A 16,818-nucleotide genomic window follows, 5' to 3' on the forward strand; every position below is an offset into this window, starting at 1 on the left:
TTGCACGAAACTGTGCAAGATATTTAAAGGATGTCGGAGAGGCTCTCCGCCAAACACTTATAATTTGGAGAATTAGATGAAACCTTTGTTTAAAGCGTCACTGCTAGCTGCAACAGTTGCTCTGGCTGTAGGCTGTCAAGAAGAAGTAAAAGAAGAGCCGAAAGTAGAAGAAACCGCAAAAGTAGAACAAGCTGCTCCAGCTGTGGCATTCCAGAACGAAGATGAAAAAGCGGCATACGCAATTGGTGTATCGTTTGCAAACTACCTAAACACAAGCATCGAAAAGCCTAAAGAAATTGGTATCGAGCTGAAAAAAGAGCTTGTGCTTCAAGGTATCGAAGATGTCTTTGGTGAGAAAGCGGCGCTAAATGAAGACGAAATTCGTGCAGCTCTAGAGTCGTTGGATCAGCGTGTGGCTAAGAAAATGGAAGCACAAGCGGCTGAGAAGTCTGCTGCTGCTAAGAAAGAAGGCGACGATTTCCGCTTAGAGTTTTCTAAGCAAGAAGGCGTTTCAGCTACTGAATCTGGGCTTCTTTACCAAGTATTGAGCGCAGCGGAAGGCAACTCACCTAAAGAAACAGATACTGTTGTTGTACATTACTCAGGTACTCTGATTGATGGTACTAAGTTTGATAGCTCATACGATCGCGATCAACCTGCTACGTTCCCTCTAAATCGAGTAATTCCTGGCTGGACTGAAGGTGTTCAGCTAATGCAAGTTGGTTCTAAGTACAAGTTTGTTATCCCACCAGAGCTAGCCTACGGTGAGCAAGACACTCCTACTATTCCGGCGAACTCGACACTGGTATTTGAAGTCGAATTGCTTGAAATCGACGGTGGCGACAAAGCAGAAACTGCAACTCAGTAAGCATTGGTCTACATATTCCAAAAGAGCTCTCCGGAGCTCTTTTTTTCGTCTGTATCTAGGAAATCAATGCAATGTTTGCTCTAAGTCACTAGATAGTATGGTTATCCGTGCCCGATTAAAATTTTCTGATAAACTTCTAGCAAATAATTGAAATAAATATGCACTAGGTAAGGTAAACGTGAATACATCAGATGCGATTTATGCAGATTCGCTGCTTGAGATGGAATCCATAGATGTGAAGCCATTTTCTGAGCACGATAAAATTATCCTTCGCTCATACGAAGCGGTGGTCGATGGGCTTGCCAGTTTAATTGGTGCACACTGTGAAATCGTATTGCACTCACTCGAAGATCTAAATACGTCTGCCATTAAAATCGCAAATGGTGAAAATACTGGTCGCCAGGTTGGCTCACCCATTACCGATCTTGCGTTAAAAATGTTGAAGGATATTGAAGGCTCGGAACGTAACTTTTCTCGTTCTTATTTTACTCGCGCGAAGGGTGGGGTGTTGATGAAGTCAATCACAATCGCCATTCGTAACGGTGACAACCGTGTTATTGGTCTCTTATGTATCAATATCAACCTAGATGTGCCTTTCTCTCAAGTTTTGCAAGCATTTATGCCAAATGAAGAAGCGAAAGAGGCTGCCTCTTCCGTTAACTTTGCTAGCGACGTAGAAGAGCTGGTGGATCAAACGGTCGAGCGTACTATAGAAGACATCAACGCAGATAAGTCTGTTTCTAACAACACTAAAAATCGTCAGATTGTTATGGATCTCTATGACAAAGGTATTTTTGACATAAAAGACGCAATTAACCGGGTTGCGGATAGGCTCAACATTTCAAAGCACACAGTTTATTTGTATATTCGTCAGCGTAAGACTGAGGACGGTGAGAAGTGAGTGCATCTCTCACCTACACTTTGGTTGTCAATGGTGGGGTATATGGCACTCAATCCGCTCGAAATGCTTACCAATTCGCATGCGCACTGATTGAAAAAGGGCATACGCTAGTCAGCATTTTCTTTTATCAAGATGGCGTCTACAACGGAACGCAATTATCGGTACCTGCTAACGATGAGTTTGATCTAACAAAAGCGTGGCAAGAGTTAGCCCAAACAAATGGTATTCGTATGGAGACTTGCGTCGCTGCCGCGTTAAGACGTGGAGTGGTTAGCCAAGATGAAGCGGAACAACATCAATTGACGCAGCACAATCTAGCCCATGGTTTTGAACAAGCCGGTTTGGGGAGCTTAGCTGAAGCAATGCTCACCCAAGATAGAGTGATTCAATTTTGAGTAAGTTAACATTTGTCTTTAGAACGTTACCTCACGGTCGAAATTCTGGACGAGAAGGCGTCGATGCGCTTTTGGCTGCATCGGCATATTGTGAGGACATATCGGTTTTGTTTATCGGTGATGGCGTTGCTCAATTACTAGCGTCGCAAAATACATCTGACATTCTTAGCAAAGATTATGCTCCAATGTTCAAACTCTTCGATTTGTATGACATCGAAAACGTGTTCATATGTGAAGATTCTCTCCTTGAGCGTGGACTAAAAGATGCAGAGTTAATCATTGATGCAAGCCGATTATCTAGAAAACAGATGATAGATAAATTGAATTCTGCTGGTAAAGCACTGACTTTCTGAGAATAGAGCATGCTACACATCGTCAAATCTCAAACTGCAATAAAAGAAGCCATCCAATACGCATCCTCACAAGATATTATCTTGCTTGTTGAAGATTCCGTCTATGCAGCTAACACTCACCATCATGCTTTTGAATACCTCTCAAACGATAAACTGGCTATATATGTACTGATGCCTGATGTGGATGCAAGAGGACTGAGAAGCTGTATTGATGATAATGTCGTTAAAGCCGACTTTAACGATTGGGTTACTCTCACAGAGGCACATGAAACCACCTTAACCTGGGAATAAGCCGCATCGGCATTCAATTATCCTCCCTAAAAATGCAGTTATGATTTGAGCTTGTCTTTATGTGTTTTTCGCTAGACAAGCTAAGCTGGTAAAAAAGATCTGTATATTTCTTGACACTCACATCACTGCTGCATAGAATTTTGCGTCCCCAATTGTACATAGGTGCATTTTGGGGAATAGATTTTTCACAAAGCTTACTTTCAAGTAATTCAGGAGCTAGTTAATGGCAACTATTAACCAGTTGGTACGTAAGCCTCGTGCAAAGCAGGTTGTTAAAAGCAACGTGCCTGCACTAGAAGCGTGCCCACAAAAACGTGGTGTATGTACTCGTGTTTACACTACTACACCTAAAAAACCTAACTCAGCACTTCGTAAAGTATGTCGTGTTCGTCTAACGAACGGCTTCGAAGTGACTTCGTACATCGGCGGTGAAGGTCACAACCTTCAAGAGCACTCAGTTGTTCTAATCCGTGGCGGTCGTGTTAAAGACCTTCCGGGTGTACGTTACCACACTGTTCGCGGCGCACTTGACTGTGCTGGCGTAAACGACCGTAAGCAAGGTCGTTCTAAGTATGGTGTGAAGCGTCCTAAGTCTTAATGCCCCTTTTCTGTAAAAAGAAAGGCGTTAAGTAAGGCCAAACACTAAATTTTCATTTTTATTTTTTGAAGAAACTGAAAAGTTTTGGATAACCTGAAGAAGACAACGGAGAATATCCATGCCACGTCGTCGCGTAATTGGTCAGCGTAAGATCCTTCCAGATCCTAAGTTCAAATCTGAATTGCTGGCAAAGTTCGTTAACATCCTTATGGTTGACGGAAAGAAATCTACTGCAGAGAAAATTGTTTACACTGCACTAGAAGCAATGGCTGAGAAATCTGGTAAAGATCACTTAGCTGTATTTGAAGAAGCTCTTGAAAATGTTCGCCCAGCGGTAGAAGTTAAATCTCGCCGTGTGGGTGGTTCAACTTACCAAGTACCTGTAGAAGTACGTCCGGTTCGCCGTAACGCACTTGCTATGCGTTGGTTGGTTGAAGCTGCGCGTAAGCGTGGTGAAAAATCTATGGCTCAACGCCTAGCTGCTGAAATGCTAGATGCGTCTGAGAACAAAGGTACTGCGGTTAAGAAACGTGAAGACGTTCACCGTATGGCTGATGCTAACAAAGCATTCGCACATTACCGCTGGTAATACCTTCTGTGCTGCGAGGTTCTCTCGCAGCACTTTTCTATTTCCTAAGGTGAACCTTAGTAAGAGGATACAATCGTGGCTCGTAAAACTCCTATTGAGCGCTACCGTAATATCGGTATTTGTGCTCACGTAGACGCAGGAAAAACAACCACAACTGAGCGTATTCTGTTCTACACTGGCCTTTCTCACAAAATCGGCGAAGTTCACGATGGTGCTGCAACCATGGACTGGATGGAGCAGGAGCAGGAGCGTGGTATTACCATCACCTCAGCTGCAACTACTACTTTCTGGCGTGGTATGGAAGCACAGTTCCAAGATCATCGCGTAAACATCATTGATACCCCTGGACACGTAGACTTTACTATCGAAGTAGAGCGTTCTCTCCGTGTACTTGATGGTGCAGTGGTTGTGTTCTGTGGCTCTTCAGGTGTTGAACCTCAGTCTGAAACTGTATGGCGTCAAGCAGACAAATACCAAGTTCCTCGTATGGTATTTGTAAACAAGATGGACCGTGCAGGTGCAGATTTTCTACGCGTTGTAAACCAAATTAAAGATCGTCTTGGTGCGAACCCAGTTCCTATCCAATTAAATATTGGTGCAGAAGATGAGTTCAGAGGTGTCATTGACCTTATCAAGATGAAAGCAATCAACTGGAATGAAGCCGATCAAGGCATGACGTTTACATACGAAGACATTCCAGCTGACATGCAAGAACTTGCGGAAGAGTGGCATTCAAATCTAGTTGAAGCAGCGGCTGAAGCAAGCGAAGAGTTAATGGACAAATACCTTGAAGACGGTGAATTAACTGAAGCTGAAATCAAGGATGCGCTACGTACTCGTACACTAAACAACGAAATCGTACTGGCTACATGTGGCAGTGCGTTCAAGAATAAAGGTGTGCAAGCCGTATTGGATGCTGTTATTGAATTCCTACCTTCGCCTGTTGATGTACCTGCAATCAAAGGTATAGACGACGATGAAAATGAAGTTGAGCGTCATGCTGACGACAACGAACCATTTTCTGCACTCGCGTTTAAAATTGCGACAGACCCATTTGTAGGCACATTGACATTCATGCGTGTTTACTCTGGTGTTGTGAACTCTGGCGACAGCGTCTATAACTCAGTTAAGCAGAAGCGTGAACGTTTCGGTCGTATTGTGCAGATGCACTCAAACAAGCGTGAAGAGATTAAAGAAATTCGCGCTGGCGACATTGCCGCTGCAGTTGGTCTAAAAGATGTAACAACAGGTGATACGCTGTGTAATCAAGATCATAAAGTGGTACTTGAACGCATGGAGTTCCCTGAACCAGTAATTCAAATTGCAGTTGAACCTCGCTCTCAAGCTGATCAGGAAAAAATGGGTATTGCGCTAGGTAAACTGGCAGCAGAAGATCCTTCTTTCCGTGTTGAAACTGATGATGAAACAGGTCAAGTACTGATTTCGGGTATGGGAGAACTCCATCTAGAAATTATTGTTGATCGCATGAAGCGTGAATTCAGTGTGGACTGCAACGTGGGTAAACCACAAGTTGCTTACCGTGAAACAATTCGCGGTAGCACAGAAGTTGAAGGCAAATTTGTCCGCCAGTCAGGTGGTAGAGGTCAATACGGACATGTATGGCTGAAACTAGAACCTGCAGAAGTTGGTGACGGGTTTGTTTTTGTAGATGAGATCGTTGGTGGTGCTGTTCCTAAAGAATACATCAGCTCCGTATCGAAAGGTATCGAGGAGCAAATGAACAACGGTGTGTTGGCTGGCTATCCTGTACTGGATGTTAAAGCAACACTCTTCGATGGTTCATACCACGATGTCGACTCAAGTGAGATGGCGTTTAAAATCGCTGGCTCCATGGCCTTTAGGAACGGTGCACTTGAAGCGCAACCTGTTCTTTTAGAGCCAATGATGAAGGTTGAAGTAACGACTCCAGAAGACTGGATGGGTGATGTAGTAGGCGATCTTAACCGTCGTCGCGGCATCATTGAAGGTATGGACGAGGGGACAGCTGGCCTGAAGATAATTCGTGCACAAGTTCCGTTGTCAGCCATGTTCGGGTACGCAACTGACTTACGTTCTGCGACACAAGGTCGTGCTTCTTACTCCATGGAGTTTAGTGAGTACGCTGAAGTGCCTAAAAATGTTGCTGAAGCAATTATTTCAGAGCGTGGATAATCGTTATTTGATTAATAACGAACCTATTGCGCTGACGCACGTTGGCGCATAAAATAGCAAATTCTGGCGCACCTTGAGCAGATTTCAGGGTGAATCATAACTAGGAAGGAACACGATCGTGTCTAAAGAAAAATTTGAACGTACGAAACCGCACGTAAACGTTGGTACTATCGGCCACGTTGACCACGGTAAAACAACTCTAACTGCTGCAATCTGTACTACTCTATCTAAAGTGTACGGCGGTGAAGCGAAAGACTTCGCATCAATCGATAACGCTCCAGAAGAGCGTGAGCGCGGTATCACAATCGCAACTTCTCACGTTGAGTACGACACTCCATCTCGTCACTACGCACACGTAGACTGCCCAGGACACGCCGATTATGTTAAGAACATGATCACAGGTGCTGCGCAAATGGACGGTGGTATCCTAGTTGTAGCTGCGACTGATGGTCCAATGCCTCAAACTCGTGAGCACATCCTACTAGGCCGTCAGGTTGGTATCCCTTACATCATCGTATTCATGAACAAGTGTGACATGGTTGATGATGAAGAGCTTCTAGAGCTAGTAGAAATGGAAGTTCGTGAACTTCTTTCTGAGTACGAATTCCCAGGTGATGACCTACCAGTTATCCAAGGTTCAGCTCTTGGCGCTCTAAACGGCGAGAAGCAGTGGGAAGACAAGATTGTAGAGCTTGCAGAAGCACTAGATTCTTACATCCCAGAGCCAGAGCGTGCTGTAGATCAGCCGTTCCTACTACCAATCGAAGACGTATTCTCTATCCAGGGTCGTGGTACGGTTGTAACAGGTCGTATCGAGCGTGGTATCCTAAACGTAGGTAACGAAGTAGAAATCGTTGGTATCAAAGATACTACAACTACTACATGTACTGGTGTTGAGATGTTCCGTAAGCTTCTAGACGAAGGTCGTGCGGGCGAGAACGTTGGTGCACTTCTACGTGGTACTAAGCGTGAAGAAGTTGAGCGTGGTCAAGTACTGGCTGCACCGGGTTCAATCAACCCACACACTAAGTTTGAGTCAGAAGTATACGTTCTGTCTAAAGACGAAGGTGGTCGCCACACTCCATTCTTCAAAGGTTACCGTCCACAGTTCTACTTCCGTACTACGGACGTAACGGGTGACATCACTCTTCCTGAAGGCGTTGAAATGGTAATGCCTGGCGACAACGTACAAATGACTGTTGAACTAATCGCTCCAATCGCGATGGATGAAGGTCTACGTTTCGCAATCCGTGAAGGTGGTCGTACTGTAGGTGCTGGTGTTGTTGCGAAAATCTTCGACTAATATCGAATGATTTTGCGATAATCGCATCTTAAAAAGGAGCTTCGGCTCCTTTTTTTATTTCTATTTCAACGACCTCTTAAACCTCCTTTTCTTATATAACCAATTCTTCTAATCAAAATGTCAATAAGATTGGCAATGCTAACCATTCTCGTTTATATTTCTAATTGTAATAGATTGGATGTAGAAAATGTTTGTTTGTATTTGCCACGGTGTATCTGATAAAAAAATTCGACAGCTAGCTCTTGAAGAAGGGGTGACTGATATCAAAGGAATTAGGCAGTGTACGCCTCTCGGATCCCAATGTGGAAAGTGCGTAAAAAGTGCAAAGGAAATTCTTAACGACACAGTATCAACATTGTTTAAGAAAGTCGGCTAACGCTCAATATTGAGACAGCCCTAAAATAGCTTTGACACCTTTGAGATTGCTTCTAAAGTTAAAGAAGCCGATCAAGGAGGGCTTTGTCATGAAAGGTGATCCAAAAATTATACAACACCTCAATATTGTTTTAGGGAATGAGTTAGTAGCAATTAACCAATACTTTTTACATGCAAGAATGTACAAAGATTGGGGGCTTAAGCATTTGGCAGATAAAGAATACGAAGAATCTATTGATGAGATGAAGCATGCTGATCATCTTATAGAGCGAATCCTATTTTTAGAAGGACTACCTAATCTTCAAGATTTGGGTAAGCTTATGATAGGTGAGGACACAAAGGAAATGCTTGAGTGTGACCTCAAAGTCGAAATGTCCGCTATTCCAGATCTGAAAGAAGCGATAGCATATGCTGAAAGTGTTCGTGATTTTGTCTCTAGAGATTTATTCCAAAACATACTAGAAGACGAAGAAGAGCATGTTGATTGGCTCGAAACACAGCTAGGGCTAATTGATAAAGTCGGTATTGAGAACTATCAGCAAGCACAATTCGTTGATGAGAATTAAATAGAATTTTGAAAGCCGAAGTAGTCTGCTAGATTACTTCGGCTTTTTACTGCCAAAAACTTCCCGCTTATTTTTCCATCGTCTATTGCATACCAATTTGTGATCTGTATAATACCGCGCACTGGCTTAGCCAGTTGTGAACCAATGAGCAGTGAGGAGTAAGCGTTCCGCTTAGTAATGTAAACTCAGCTTATGTTCGCAGTTAATACAATTGACTTTTCTACTTAGTAGCTAAAGTTAATCGAAAATTAGCTGACAATGTGTCCGATTTGGATACTACGGTTTCACATAAATCAATCGGCATTCTCTCGCTTTAGCGAGTATGAGTGGCGATATTGTTTGTGTAATTTATTATTATTGGAGCTCTGTCTCATGCAGAACCAACGTATTCGTATCCGCCTTAAAGCTTTCGATTATAAATTGATCGATGCTTCTACTGCGGAAATCGTTGAAACAGCAAAGCGTACCGGCGCACAGGTTCGTGGTCCTATTCCACTACCTACTCGTAAAGAGCGTTTCACTGTTCTTATCTCTCCACACGTCAACAAAGATGCGCGTGACCAGTACGAAATCCGTACTCACAAGCGTCTAATCGACATCGTTGAGCCAACAGACAAAACTGTTGATGCTCTGATGCGCCTAGATCTAGCTGCTGGCGTTGACGTACAAATCAGCCTAGGTTAAGGGAGATTAGAATAATGATTGGTCTAGTCGGACGTAAAGTGGGTATGACCCGCGTATTTACCGAAGAAGGCGTTTCTATCCCAGTAACCGTTGTTGAGGTTGAAGCGAACCGTATTTCTCAAGTTAAAACTCTTGAGTCTGATGGCTACGCTGCAATCCAGGTAACTACTGGTACTAAGAAAGCTAACCGTGTTGTTAAAGCTGAAGCTGGTCACTTTGCGAAAGCAGGTGTTGAAGCTGGTCGCGGTCTTTGGGAATTCCGTTTAGAAAACGGTGAAGAGTTTGAAGTTGGCTCAGAGCTAAACGTAGAACTTTTCAACGAAGTTAAAAAAGTAGACGTTACTGGTACATCTAAAGGTAAGGGTTTCCAAGGCGCTGTTAAGCGTTGGAACTTCCGTACTCAAGATATGACTCACGGTAACTCATTGTCTCACCGTGCACCGGGTTCAATTGGCCAATGTCAAACTCCAGGTCGCGTGTTTAAAGGCAAGAAAATGGCAGGTCACATGGGTGCTGAGCGTGTAACGACTCAAAACCTAGAGATCGTACGTGTTGACGCTGAGCGCAATCTGCTTCTTATTAAAGGTGCAGTACCAGGCGCGACTGGCGGTAACGTGATCGTAAAACCAGCTGTTAAAGCATAACGTCTAGGAGTAAGTAATGGAATTGATAGTTAAAGGTGCTGATGCACTAACTGTTTCCGAGACTACTTTCGGACGTGACTTCAACGAAGCTCTTGTACACCAAGTAGTTGTTGCGTACGCAGCAGGTGCTCGTCAAGGTACACGTGCTCAAAAGACTCGTTCTGAAGTATCTGGCGGTGGCGCTAAGCCATGGCGTCAAAAAGGTACTGGCCGTGCACGTGCTGGTACAATTCGTAGCCCAATCTGGCGTACAGGTGGTGTTACTTTTGCTGCGAAACCACAGGATCACAGTCAAAAAGTAAACAAAAAAATGTACCGCGGTGCTATGAAGAGCATTCTTTCTGAGTTGGTTCGTCAAGAGCGTCTAATCGTTGTTGATAACTTCTCAGTTGAAGCGCCAAAAACTAAAGAGCTAGTAGCTAAGCTTAAAGAGCTTGAGCTTAACGATGTTCTTATCGTAACTGGCGAAGTAGATGAGAATCTATTCTTAGCTGCTCGTAACCTATACAAAGTTGATGCACGTGACGTTGCTGGTATTGATCCAGTCAGCCTAGTTGCTTTCGACAAGGTTCTGATGACTGCAGAAGCAGTTAAGCAAGTTGAGGAGATGCTAGCATGATCACTGAAGAGCGTATCCTAAAAGTTCTACGTGCTCCGCACATCTCTGAAAAAGCAACTATGGCTGCAGAGAAAGCGAACACTATCGTTTTCAAAGTTGCACAAGATGCTACTAAGAAAGAGATCAAAGCTGCTGTAGAAAAGCTTTTTGAAGTTGAAGTTAAGTCTGTAAATACTCTTATTACTAAGGGTAAGACCAAACGTCAAGGTCTACGCCAAGGTCGCCGCAGCGACGTTAAGAAAGCGTACGTTACTTTGAAAGAAGGTCAAGATCTTGACTTTGTTGGCGGCGCGGAATAACAGGAGTAGTTGAAAAATGGCTATTGTTAAATGTAAGCCGACTTCCCCTGGTCGTCGTCATGTTGTTAAAGTTGTTAACGCTGACCTACACAAGGGCAAGCCATACGCACCTCTTCTAGAGAAAAACTCTAAGAATGGTGGTCGTAATAACAACGGTCGTATTACAGTACGTCACATCGGTGGTGGTCATAAACACCATTACCGTGTAATTGATTTCAAACGTACTAAAGACGGTATCCCAGCGAAAGTTGAACGTCTAGAATACGATCCAAACCGTAGCGCAAACATCGCTCTAGTTCTGTACGCAGACGGTGAGCGTCGTTACATCATTGCACCAAAAGGTGTTCAAGCAGGTGACCAGATTCAATCTGGTGTAGATGCGCCAATCAAAGCAGGTAACACTCTGCCGATGCGCAACATCCCAGTAGGTTCTACTGTACATTGTGTTGAATTTAAGCCTGGTAAAGGTGCTCAGCTAGCTCGTTCGGCTGGTGCTTACGCTCAAATCGTTGCTCGCGACGGTGCGTACGTAACTATCCGTCTACGTTCTGGCGAAATGCGTAAAGTGTTATCAGAAGGCCGTGCAACAGTCGGTGAAGTTGGTAACTCTGAGCATATGCTACGTGAACTTGGTAAAGCTGGTGCTTCACGCTGGCGCGGCGTACGTCCAACCGTACGTGGTGTAGTAATGAACCCAGTAGATCACCCACATGGTGGTGGTGAAGGTCGCACATCTGGCGGTCGTCACCCAGTATCCCCATGGGGTATGCCTACTAAAGGCTTTAAGACTCGTAAGAACAAACGCACTGACAAGTACATCGTACGTCGTCGTAACAAGTAATCTATATAAGAGGAATCGCCATGCCACGTTCTCTCAAGAAAGGTCCATTTATTGACCTACACTTGCTGAAGAAGGTAGAGAAAGCGGTGGAAAGCGGAGACAAAAAGCCTATTAAGACTTGGTCCCGTCGCTCAATGATCATTCCTACAATGATCGGTTTGACCATCGCTGTCCATAATGGTCGTCAGCACGTTCCAGTATTTGTAACCGAAGAAATGATCGGTCACAAACTGGGCGAATTCGCACCAACTCGTACTTACCGCGGTCACGCTGCGGATAAGAAAGCTAAGAAGAAATAAGGAGTAGATGATGGAAGCTATTGCTAAACATAACTTTGCTCGTATTTCTCCTCAGAAAGCACGCTTAGTTGCTGATCAAATCCGCGGTAAATCTGTGGATCAGGCTCTTGAACTACTAACTTTCAGCAATAAAAAAGCTGCAGAGTTAATCAAAAAAGTTCTTGAATCAGCAATCGCGAATGCAGAGCACAACGAAGGTGCAGACATCGACGATCTGAATGTCGCTAAAATCTTCGTAGATGAAGGCCCAACCATGAAGCGTATTATGCCTCGTGCAAAAGGTCGTGCGGATCGTATCTTGAAGCGTTCAAGCCACATCACTGTTGTTGTAGCAGATCGCTAAGAGACTAGGAGAGTAAGCAATGGGTCAGAAAGTACATCCAAATGGTATTCGTCTTGGCATCGTTAAGCCTTGGAATGCTACATGGTTTGCTAACACCAAAGATTTCGCTGACAACCTAGACGGCGACTTCAAGGTACGTCAGTTCCTAACGAAGGAACTTTCAAAAGCGTCTCTATCACGCATCGTTATCGAGCGTCCTGCAAAGAGTATCCGTGTGACTATTCACACTGCTCGTCCAGGTGTTGTAATCGGTAAGAAAGGTGAAGACGTAGAGAAGCTACGCGCAGCTGTAGCTAAAATTGCAGGTGTACCAGCGCAAATCAACATCGCTGAAGTACGCAAGCCAGAGCTTGACGCTCAGCTTGTGGGTGACAGCATCGCGTCTCAACTAGAGCGTCGTGTTATGTTCCGTCGTGCTATGAAGCGCGCGGTACAGAATGCTATGCGTCTAGGCGCTAAAGGCATCAAAGTGGAAGTAAGTGGTCGTCTAGGCGGCGCTGAAATTGCACGTTCAGAGTGGTACCGTGAAGGTCGTGTACCTCTACACACTCTACGTGCTGACATTGATTACGCAACTTCTTCGGCTCACACCCAATACGGTGTAATCGGCATTAAAGTTTGGATCTTCAAAGGTGAGATCCTAGGCGGAATGCCAGCAGCTAATGCTGTAGAGCCAAAGGCTGACAAGCCTAAGAAGCAGCGTAAAGGCCGTAAGTAAGGAGTCGACTGATGCTACAACCTAAACGTACTAAGTTCCGTAAGGTTCAGACTGGTCGCAACCGTGGTCTAGCTAAAGGTACTGAAGTAAGCTTCGGCGAATTCGGTCTTAAAGCTGTAGGCCGTGGTCGTATCACTGCTCGTCAGATTGAAGCGGCTCGTCGTGCTATGACACGTCACATTAAACGTCAAGGTCAAATCTGGATTCGTATTTTTCCAGACAAACCTATCACAGAAAAACCGCTTGAAGTTCGTCAGGGTAAGGGTAAAGGTAACGTTGAGTACTGGGTAGCCCAAATCCAACCTGGAAAGGTAATGTACGAAATGAATGGCGTACCTGAAGAGTTGGCACGTGAAGCGTTCCGCCTTGCGGCGCGTAAACTGCCTGTAAAAACTACATTTGTAACTAAGCAGGTGATGTGATGAAAGCACAAGATCTACGCGAGAAAAGCGTTGAAGAGCTTAACGCTGAGCTATTGAATTTGCTACGCGAACAGTTCAACTTGCGCATGCAAGCTGCAACTGGTCAGCTACAGCAAACTCATACTCTGAAAGCTGTGCGCCGTGATATCGCACGTGTGAAAACTGTTTTGACTGAGAAGGCAGGCGCATAATGAGCGACAAAATTCGTACTCAACAAGGTCGTGTAGTAAGCGACAAGATGGATAAGTCTATCGTTGTTGCTATCGAGCGCATGGTGAAACACCCAATTTACGGCAAGTTCGTAAAGCGCACAACTAAACTGCACGCGCACGACGAAAACAACGAGTGTGGCCTAGGCGATACCGTTGAGATTCAAGAGTGTCGTCCACTGTCTAAGAAGAAATCTTGGACTTTGGTAAAAGTTGTAGAAAAAGCGAAGTTTTAATTTCGTTTTGATACGATGAAAAAGCGGCTCCAATTATTTTTGGAGCCGCTTATTTTTTGGCTACCCAAGTACATAAAAGGGTGGTACAATTCGCAGCCCTTATAAAGAGGCAGCCCGACCCGTGAAGGGTCTAGTTTTAATATTTAGCGGAGCACTAAAATGATCCAAATGCAAAGTACACTCGACGCTGCGGATAACTCCGGCGCTCGTAGAGTAATGTGTATTAAGGTTCTGGGTGGCTCTCACCGCCGTTATGCACATATCGGAGATATCATCAAAGTTACTGTTAAGGAAGCAATTCCTCGCGGTAAAGTTAAAAAAGGTGATGTTCTGAAAGCGGTGGTAGTGCGCACTCGAAAAGGCGTACGTCGCCCAGACGGTTCTGTCATTCGCTTCGACCGTAATGCTTGTGTATTGTTGAATGACACTACTGAGCAACCAGTCGGCACACGTATCTTTGGTCCAGTGACTCGTGAACTTCGTAATGCGAAATTCATGAAGATTGTTTCACTGGCTCCAGAAGTTCTGTAAGGAGCGGCACAAAATGGCAGCTAAAATCCGTCGTAACGACGAAGTAATCGTTCTTGCTGGTAAAGATAAAGGCAAGCGCGGTAAAGTAACTAAGGTTCTTGAAACTGGTAAAGTTATCGTTGAAGGTATCAACCTTGTTAAGAAGCACCAAAAGCCTGTACCGGCTCTAGGTCAACAAGGTGGCATCGTTGAACAAGAAGCAGCAATTGATGCTTCCAACGTTGCAGTTTTCAATGCGGCTACTGGTAAAGCGGACCGTATCGGTTTCCGTTTTGAAGAAGGCAAAAAAGTGCGTTTCTTCAAATCAAACGGTGAAACTGTTTCTAACTAATAGAAAGTAATTTGGAGTTCTACTATGGCGAAACTGCATGATTACTACAAGTCGTCTGTAGTTGCTGAGCTTACCAAAGAGTTCAGCTACTCAAGCGTCATGCAAGTCCCTAGGATTGAAAAAATCACCCTAAACATGGGCGTTGGTGAAGCAATCAACGATAAGAAACTGCTAGAAAACGCAGCAGCTGATATGGCAACGATCTCTGGTCAAAAGCCTCTTATCACTAAAGCGCGTAAATCTGTTGCAGGTTTCAAAATTCGTGAAGGCTACCCAATTGGTTGTAAAGTAACCTTACGTGGCGAACGTATGTGGGATTTCTTCGAGCGTTTAATCTCGATTGCACTTCCACGTGTACGTGATTTCCGTGGTGTTAGCGCGAAGTCTTTTGACGGTCGTGGTAACTACAGCATGGGCGTTCGCGAGCAAATCATCTTCCCGGAAATCGACTACGATAAAGTCGATCGTGTACGCGGTCTTGATATTACTATCACGACGTCTGCAAGCTCCGATGAGGAAGGCCGTGCTCTGCTGGCTGCCTTTAACTTCCCATTCCGTAAGTAAGGTGAAGGGTTACTGTTATGGCTAAACAATCAATGAAAGCGCGCGAAACTAAACGCGCGAAGCTAGTAGCTAAGTTCGCTGAGAAGCGTTCAGCGCTTAAAGCTATCATTAGCGATGTTAACGCATCTGAAGAAGATCGTTGGAATGCGGTTCTTAAACTGCAATCTCTTCCACGTGATTCAAGTGCATCACGTCAGCGCAACCGTTGCAACCAAACTGGTCGTCCACACGGTTACCTACGTAAGTTCGGTCTAAGCCGCATTAAGGTTCGTGAAGCTTGCATGAAAGGCGAGATTCCGGGTCTTCGTAAGGCTAGCTGGTAATTGCCACTTAATCATTTGGAGTAAAATCTATGAGCATGCAAGATCCGATTTCGGATATGCTGACCCGCGTTCGTAACGGTCAGGCAGCAAATAAAGTTGCTGTAAAAATGCCTTCTTCAAAGCTTAAAGTTGCAATTGCTGCACTACTAAAAGCTGAAGGTTACATCGCAGACTTCGCTGTAAGCGGCGAAGCGAAACCAGAGCTAGAAGTAACTCTTAAGTACTTCCAAGCTAAACCAGTAATCGAGCAAATCCAACGTGTTTCACGTCCAGGTCTGCGTGTCTACAAAAATAAAGACTCGCTACCTACTGTGATGGGCGGTTTGGGTGTTGCTGTAGTGTCCACTTCCAAGGGTCTGATGTCTGACCGTGCTGCTCGTAAAGCAGGTCTTGGTGGTGAAATCATCTGCTACGTAGCTTAATAGGAGTAGACTATGTCTCGTGTTGCTAAAGCACCTGTCGCTATTCCAGCTGGCGTAGAGGTGAAACTAAACGGCCAAGAACTTAGCGTTAAGGGTCCTAAAGGCGAATTGTCTCGTGTATTCAACGACGCTGTTGTGCTTTCTCAAGAAGAAAGCAAGCTAACTTTCGGTCCACGCGAAGGTGCGGCTAACGCATGGGCACAAGCTGGTACAGCTCGTGCACTTGCAAACAACATGGTTGTTGGTGTTACTGAAGGCTTTACTAAGAAGCTAACTCTAAAGGGTGTTGGTTACCGTGCTGCTGTTAAAGGCAACGCAGTAAACTTGACTCTAGGCTTCTCTCACCCAGTTGAGCACGAAGTGCCAGCGGGTATTAAAGCCGAATGTCCAAGCCAAACTGAAATTGTCCTAACTGGTGCTGATAAGCAGTTAGTTGGTCAAGTTGCGGCTGACATTCGTTCTTACCGTGAGCCTGAGCCTTATAAAGGTAAAGGTGTTCGTTACGCAGATGAAAATGTGCGTACTAAAGAAGCTAAGAAGAAGTAAGGTAACACTATGGATAAGAAAGCATCTCGCATCCGTCGTGCTACACGTGCACGTCGTAAGATTGCAGAACTTCGCGCGACTCGCCTAGTTGTACACCGCACTCCTCGTCACGTGTATGCACAGGTTATCGCATCAAACGGCTCTGAGGTTATCGCTGCCGCTTCTACTGTAGAAAAGGCGATCCGTGAGCAAGTTAAGAATACTGGTAACGTTGACGCTGCTAAAGCTGTAGGTAAAGCTATTGCTGAGCGCGCTATCGAAAAAGGCATCTCTGATGTTGCTTTCGATCGTTCTGGTTTCCAATACCACGGTCGAGTAGCGGCGCTAGCAGATTCTGCTCGCGAAGCTGGTCTGAAATTCTAAGGTAGGGTTGGAA

At 44.7% G+C, this 16,818-nt stretch carries 29 protein-coding genes; all 29 read left to right on the forward strand.

What is annotated here, in order from left to right; genetic code table 11:
• Nucleotides 1-76 precede the first annotated feature (76 nt).
• Entirely contained in the window at nt 77-868 is a 792-nt protein-coding gene (gene fkpA / locus LDO37_RS01950; RefSeq protein WP_101111196.1) for an FKBP-type peptidyl-prolyl cis-trans isomerase, read from the forward strand.
• A gap of 220 nt (nt 869-1,088) precedes the next feature.
• On the forward strand, nt 1,089-1,769 hold the full coding sequence (locus tag LDO37_RS01955; RefSeq protein ID WP_371410790.1) for a helix-turn-helix transcriptional regulator: 681 nt from the start codon (nt 1,089-1,091) through the stop codon (nt 1,767-1,769).
• On the forward strand, nt 1,766-2,164 hold the full coding sequence (gene tusD / locus LDO37_RS01960) for a sulfurtransferase complex subunit TusD (protein WP_126605778.1): 399 nt from the start codon (nt 1,766-1,768) through the stop codon (nt 2,162-2,164). Before LDO37_RS01955 ends, tusD begins: the two co-directional genes overlap by 4 nt.
• A complete protein-coding gene (gene tusC / locus LDO37_RS01965; RefSeq protein WP_126605779.1) occupies nt 2,161-2,517 on the forward strand; it encodes a sulfurtransferase complex subunit TusC in 357 nt (118 codons plus the stop codon). Before tusD ends, tusC begins: the two co-directional genes overlap by 4 nt.
• Before the next feature lie 9 nt (nt 2,518-2,526).
• On the forward strand, nt 2,527-2,808 hold the full coding sequence (tusB, locus tag LDO37_RS01970) for a sulfurtransferase complex subunit TusB (RefSeq protein ID WP_126605780.1): 282 nt from the start codon (nt 2,527-2,529) through the stop codon (nt 2,806-2,808).
• A gap of 223 nt (nt 2,809-3,031) precedes the next feature.
• Nucleotides 3,032-3,406, forward strand: a complete 375-nt coding sequence (gene rpsL, locus LDO37_RS01975) for a 30S ribosomal protein S12 (protein WP_004399892.1) — start codon at nt 3,032-3,034, stop codon at nt 3,404-3,406.
• 118 nt (nt 3,407-3,524) lie between these two features.
• Nucleotides 3,525-3,995, forward strand: coding sequence for a 30S ribosomal protein S7 (gene rpsG / locus LDO37_RS01980; RefSeq protein WP_031493416.1), 471 nt, complete (start codon nt 3,525-3,527; stop codon nt 3,993-3,995).
• 75 nt (nt 3,996-4,070) lie between these two features.
• Nucleotides 4,071-6,167 carry an elongation factor G gene (gene fusA, locus LDO37_RS01985; RefSeq protein ID WP_101111191.1) on the forward strand — a complete coding sequence of 699 codons (2,097 nt, stop codon included), beginning with the start codon at nt 4,071-4,073 and terminating at the stop codon, nt 6,165-6,167.
• Between the two features lie 118 nt (nt 6,168-6,285).
• Nucleotides 6,286-7,470, forward strand: a complete 1,185-nt coding sequence (gene tuf / locus LDO37_RS01990) for an elongation factor Tu (RefSeq protein ID WP_101111190.1) — start codon at nt 6,286-6,288, stop codon at nt 7,468-7,470.
• A 187-nt stretch (nt 7,471-7,657) separates the two neighbouring features.
• Nucleotides 7,658-7,846 carry a (2Fe-2S)-binding protein gene (locus LDO37_RS01995; RefSeq protein ID WP_126605781.1) on the forward strand — a complete coding sequence of 63 codons (189 nt, stop codon included), beginning with the start codon at nt 7,658-7,660 and terminating at the stop codon, nt 7,844-7,846.
• An 88-nt stretch (nt 7,847-7,934) separates the two neighbouring features.
• A complete protein-coding gene (bfr, locus tag LDO37_RS02000; RefSeq protein WP_126605782.1) occupies nt 7,935-8,411 on the forward strand; it encodes a bacterioferritin in 477 nt (158 codons plus the stop codon).
• Nucleotides 8,412-8,783: 372 nt separating this feature from the next.
• Nucleotides 8,784-9,095, forward strand: coding sequence for a 30S ribosomal protein S10 (gene rpsJ, locus LDO37_RS02005; protein WP_001181007.1), 312 nt, complete (start codon nt 8,784-8,786; stop codon nt 9,093-9,095).
• A gap of 14 nt (nt 9,096-9,109) precedes the next feature.
• Nucleotides 9,110-9,739: a 50S ribosomal protein L3 gene (rplC, locus tag LDO37_RS02010; RefSeq protein ID WP_101111187.1), complete on the forward strand. Its 630-nt coding sequence runs from the start codon at nt 9,110-9,112 to the stop codon at nt 9,737-9,739.
• Nucleotides 9,740-9,755: 16 nt separating this feature from the next.
• Nucleotides 9,756-10,358 carry a 50S ribosomal protein L4 gene (gene rplD / locus LDO37_RS02015; RefSeq protein ID WP_101111186.1) on the forward strand — a complete coding sequence of 201 codons (603 nt, stop codon included), beginning with the start codon at nt 9,756-9,758 and terminating at the stop codon, nt 10,356-10,358.
• On the forward strand, nt 10,355-10,657 hold the full coding sequence (gene rplW / locus LDO37_RS02020) for a 50S ribosomal protein L23 (RefSeq protein ID WP_038175168.1): 303 nt from the start codon (nt 10,355-10,357) through the stop codon (nt 10,655-10,657). The genes rplD and rplW overlap by 4 nt, the downstream gene beginning before the upstream one ends.
• A 16-nt stretch (nt 10,658-10,673) precedes the next feature.
• The gene (gene rplB, locus LDO37_RS02025; RefSeq protein WP_126605783.1) at nt 10,674-11,498 is read left to right on the forward strand and encodes a 50S ribosomal protein L2; all 825 of its coding nucleotides are present in this window, start codon (nt 10,674-10,676) and stop codon (nt 11,496-11,498) included.
• Between the two features lie 20 nt (nt 11,499-11,518).
• Nucleotides 11,519-11,797, forward strand: a complete 279-nt coding sequence (rpsS, locus tag LDO37_RS02030; RefSeq protein ID WP_004736729.1) for a 30S ribosomal protein S19 — start codon at nt 11,519-11,521, stop codon at nt 11,795-11,797.
• 10 nt (nt 11,798-11,807) lie between these two features.
• Entirely contained in the window at nt 11,808-12,140 is a 333-nt protein-coding gene (gene rplV / locus LDO37_RS02035; RefSeq protein ID WP_004398468.1) for a 50S ribosomal protein L22, read from the forward strand.
• A gap of 19 nt (nt 12,141-12,159) precedes the next feature.
• Nucleotides 12,160-12,858 carry a 30S ribosomal protein S3 gene (gene rpsC / locus LDO37_RS02040; RefSeq protein WP_101111184.1) on the forward strand — a complete coding sequence of 233 codons (699 nt, stop codon included), beginning with the start codon at nt 12,160-12,162 and terminating at the stop codon, nt 12,856-12,858.
• An 11-nt stretch (nt 12,859-12,869) separates the two neighbouring features.
• A complete protein-coding gene (rplP, locus tag LDO37_RS02045; RefSeq protein ID WP_004398466.1) occupies nt 12,870-13,280 on the forward strand; it encodes a 50S ribosomal protein L16 in 411 nt (136 codons plus the stop codon).
• Nucleotides 13,280-13,471, forward strand: coding sequence for a 50S ribosomal protein L29 (rpmC, locus tag LDO37_RS02050; protein ID WP_004410456.1), 192 nt, complete (start codon nt 13,280-13,282; stop codon nt 13,469-13,471). The genes rplP and rpmC overlap by 1 nt, the downstream gene beginning before the upstream one ends.
• Complete coding sequence (rpsQ, locus tag LDO37_RS02055) at nt 13,471-13,725, forward strand: 30S ribosomal protein S17 (RefSeq protein WP_101111183.1); 255 nt, start codon at nt 13,471-13,473, stop codon at nt 13,723-13,725. Before rpmC ends, rpsQ begins: the two co-directional genes overlap by 1 nt.
• A 159-nt stretch (nt 13,726-13,884) precedes the next feature.
• Entirely contained in the window at nt 13,885-14,256 is a 372-nt protein-coding gene (rplN, locus tag LDO37_RS02060) for a 50S ribosomal protein L14 (RefSeq protein WP_004398463.1), read from the forward strand.
• Nucleotides 14,257-14,269: 13 nt separating this feature from the next.
• Entirely contained in the window at nt 14,270-14,587 is a 318-nt protein-coding gene (rplX, locus tag LDO37_RS02065) for a 50S ribosomal protein L24 (protein ID WP_101111182.1), read from the forward strand.
• A 24-nt stretch (nt 14,588-14,611) separates the two neighbouring features.
• On the forward strand, nt 14,612-15,151 hold the full coding sequence (gene rplE / locus LDO37_RS02070) for a 50S ribosomal protein L5 (RefSeq protein WP_101111181.1): 540 nt from the start codon (nt 14,612-14,614) through the stop codon (nt 15,149-15,151).
• A 17-nt stretch (nt 15,152-15,168) separates the two neighbouring features.
• Nucleotides 15,169-15,474, forward strand: a complete 306-nt coding sequence (gene rpsN, locus LDO37_RS02075; protein ID WP_101111180.1) for a 30S ribosomal protein S14 — start codon at nt 15,169-15,171, stop codon at nt 15,472-15,474.
• Nucleotides 15,475-15,503: 29 nt separating this feature from the next.
• A complete protein-coding gene (gene rpsH, locus LDO37_RS02080) occupies nt 15,504-15,896 on the forward strand; it encodes a 30S ribosomal protein S8 (protein ID WP_101111179.1) in 393 nt (130 codons plus the stop codon).
• Between the two features lie 12 nt (nt 15,897-15,908).
• Complete coding sequence (rplF, locus tag LDO37_RS02085) at nt 15,909-16,442, forward strand: 50S ribosomal protein L6 (protein ID WP_104399911.1); 534 nt, start codon at nt 15,909-15,911, stop codon at nt 16,440-16,442.
• 9 nt (nt 16,443-16,451) lie between these two features.
• A complete protein-coding gene (gene rplR, locus LDO37_RS02090) occupies nt 16,452-16,805 on the forward strand; it encodes a 50S ribosomal protein L18 (RefSeq protein ID WP_101111177.1) in 354 nt (117 codons plus the stop codon).
• Nucleotides 16,806-16,818 lie beyond the last annotated feature (13 nt).

Origin of the sequence: Vibrio penaeicida, from assembly GCF_019977755.1 — a bacterium.
Lineage (GTDB): Bacteria > Pseudomonadota > Gammaproteobacteria > Enterobacterales > Vibrionaceae > Vibrio > Vibrio penaeicida.

Excerpts from the sequence above, each read along its gene's own strand:
- rplD (WP_101111186.1), top strand. The coding sequence starts at position 9,756 with ATGGAATTGATAGTTAAAGGTGCTGATGCACTAACTGTTTCCGAGACT.
- rplE (WP_101111181.1), top strand. The coding sequence starts at position 14,612 with ATGGCGAAACTGCATGATTACTACAAGTCGTCTGTAGTTGCTGAGCTT.
- rpsN (WP_101111180.1), top strand. The coding sequence starts at position 15,169 with ATGGCTAAACAATCAATGAAAGCGCGCGAAACTAAACGCGCGAAGCTA.
- LDO37_RS01955 (WP_371410790.1), top strand. The coding sequence starts at position 1,089 with ATGGAATCCATAGATGTGAAGCCATTTTCTGAGCACGATAAAATTATC.
- LDO37_RS01995 (WP_126605781.1), top strand. The coding sequence starts at position 7,658 with ATGTTTGTTTGTATTTGCCACGGTGTATCTGATAAAAAAATTCGACAG.
- rpsH (WP_101111179.1), top strand. The coding sequence starts at position 15,504 with ATGAGCATGCAAGATCCGATTTCGGATATGCTGACCCGCGTTCGTAAC.
- rpsL (WP_004399892.1), top strand. The coding sequence starts at position 3,032 with ATGGCAACTATTAACCAGTTGGTACGTAAGCCTCGTGCAAAGCAGGTT.
- rpsJ (WP_001181007.1), top strand. The coding sequence starts at position 8,784 with ATGCAGAACCAACGTATTCGTATCCGCCTTAAAGCTTTCGATTATAAA.
- rplV (WP_004398468.1), top strand. The coding sequence starts at position 11,808 with ATGGAAGCTATTGCTAAACATAACTTTGCTCGTATTTCTCCTCAGAAA.
- rplC (WP_101111187.1), top strand. The coding sequence starts at position 9,110 with ATGATTGGTCTAGTCGGACGTAAAGTGGGTATGACCCGCGTATTTACC.
- rplN (WP_004398463.1), top strand. The coding sequence starts at position 13,885 with ATGATCCAAATGCAAAGTACACTCGACGCTGCGGATAACTCCGGCGCT.
- rpsC (WP_101111184.1), top strand. The coding sequence starts at position 12,160 with ATGGGTCAGAAAGTACATCCAAATGGTATTCGTCTTGGCATCGTTAAG.
- rplX (WP_101111182.1), top strand. The coding sequence starts at position 14,270 with ATGGCAGCTAAAATCCGTCGTAACGACGAAGTAATCGTTCTTGCTGGT.
- rplF (WP_104399911.1), top strand. The coding sequence starts at position 15,909 with ATGTCTCGTGTTGCTAAAGCACCTGTCGCTATTCCAGCTGGCGTAGAG.
- bfr (WP_126605782.1), top strand. The coding sequence starts at position 7,935 with ATGAAAGGTGATCCAAAAATTATACAACACCTCAATATTGTTTTAGGG.
- rpsG (WP_031493416.1), top strand. The coding sequence starts at position 3,525 with ATGCCACGTCGTCGCGTAATTGGTCAGCGTAAGATCCTTCCAGATCCT.
- fkpA (WP_101111196.1), top strand. The coding sequence starts at position 77 with ATGAAACCTTTGTTTAAAGCGTCACTGCTAGCTGCAACAGTTGCTCTG.
- rpsQ (WP_101111183.1), top strand. The coding sequence starts at position 13,471 with ATGAGCGACAAAATTCGTACTCAACAAGGTCGTGTAGTAAGCGACAAG.
- rplR (WP_101111177.1), top strand. The coding sequence starts at position 16,452 with ATGGATAAGAAAGCATCTCGCATCCGTCGTGCTACACGTGCACGTCGT.
- rpmC (WP_004410456.1), top strand. The coding sequence starts at position 13,280 with ATGAAAGCACAAGATCTACGCGAGAAAAGCGTTGAAGAGCTTAACGCT.
- rplB (WP_126605783.1), top strand. The coding sequence starts at position 10,674 with ATGGCTATTGTTAAATGTAAGCCGACTTCCCCTGGTCGTCGTCATGTT.
- rplP (WP_004398466.1), top strand. The coding sequence starts at position 12,870 with ATGCTACAACCTAAACGTACTAAGTTCCGTAAGGTTCAGACTGGTCGC.
- rpsS (WP_004736729.1), top strand. The coding sequence starts at position 11,519 with ATGCCACGTTCTCTCAAGAAAGGTCCATTTATTGACCTACACTTGCTG.
- rplW (WP_038175168.1), top strand. The coding sequence starts at position 10,355 with ATGATCACTGAAGAGCGTATCCTAAAAGTTCTACGTGCTCCGCACATC.
- tusB (WP_126605780.1), top strand. The coding sequence starts at position 2,527 with ATGCTACACATCGTCAAATCTCAAACTGCAATAAAAGAAGCCATCCAA.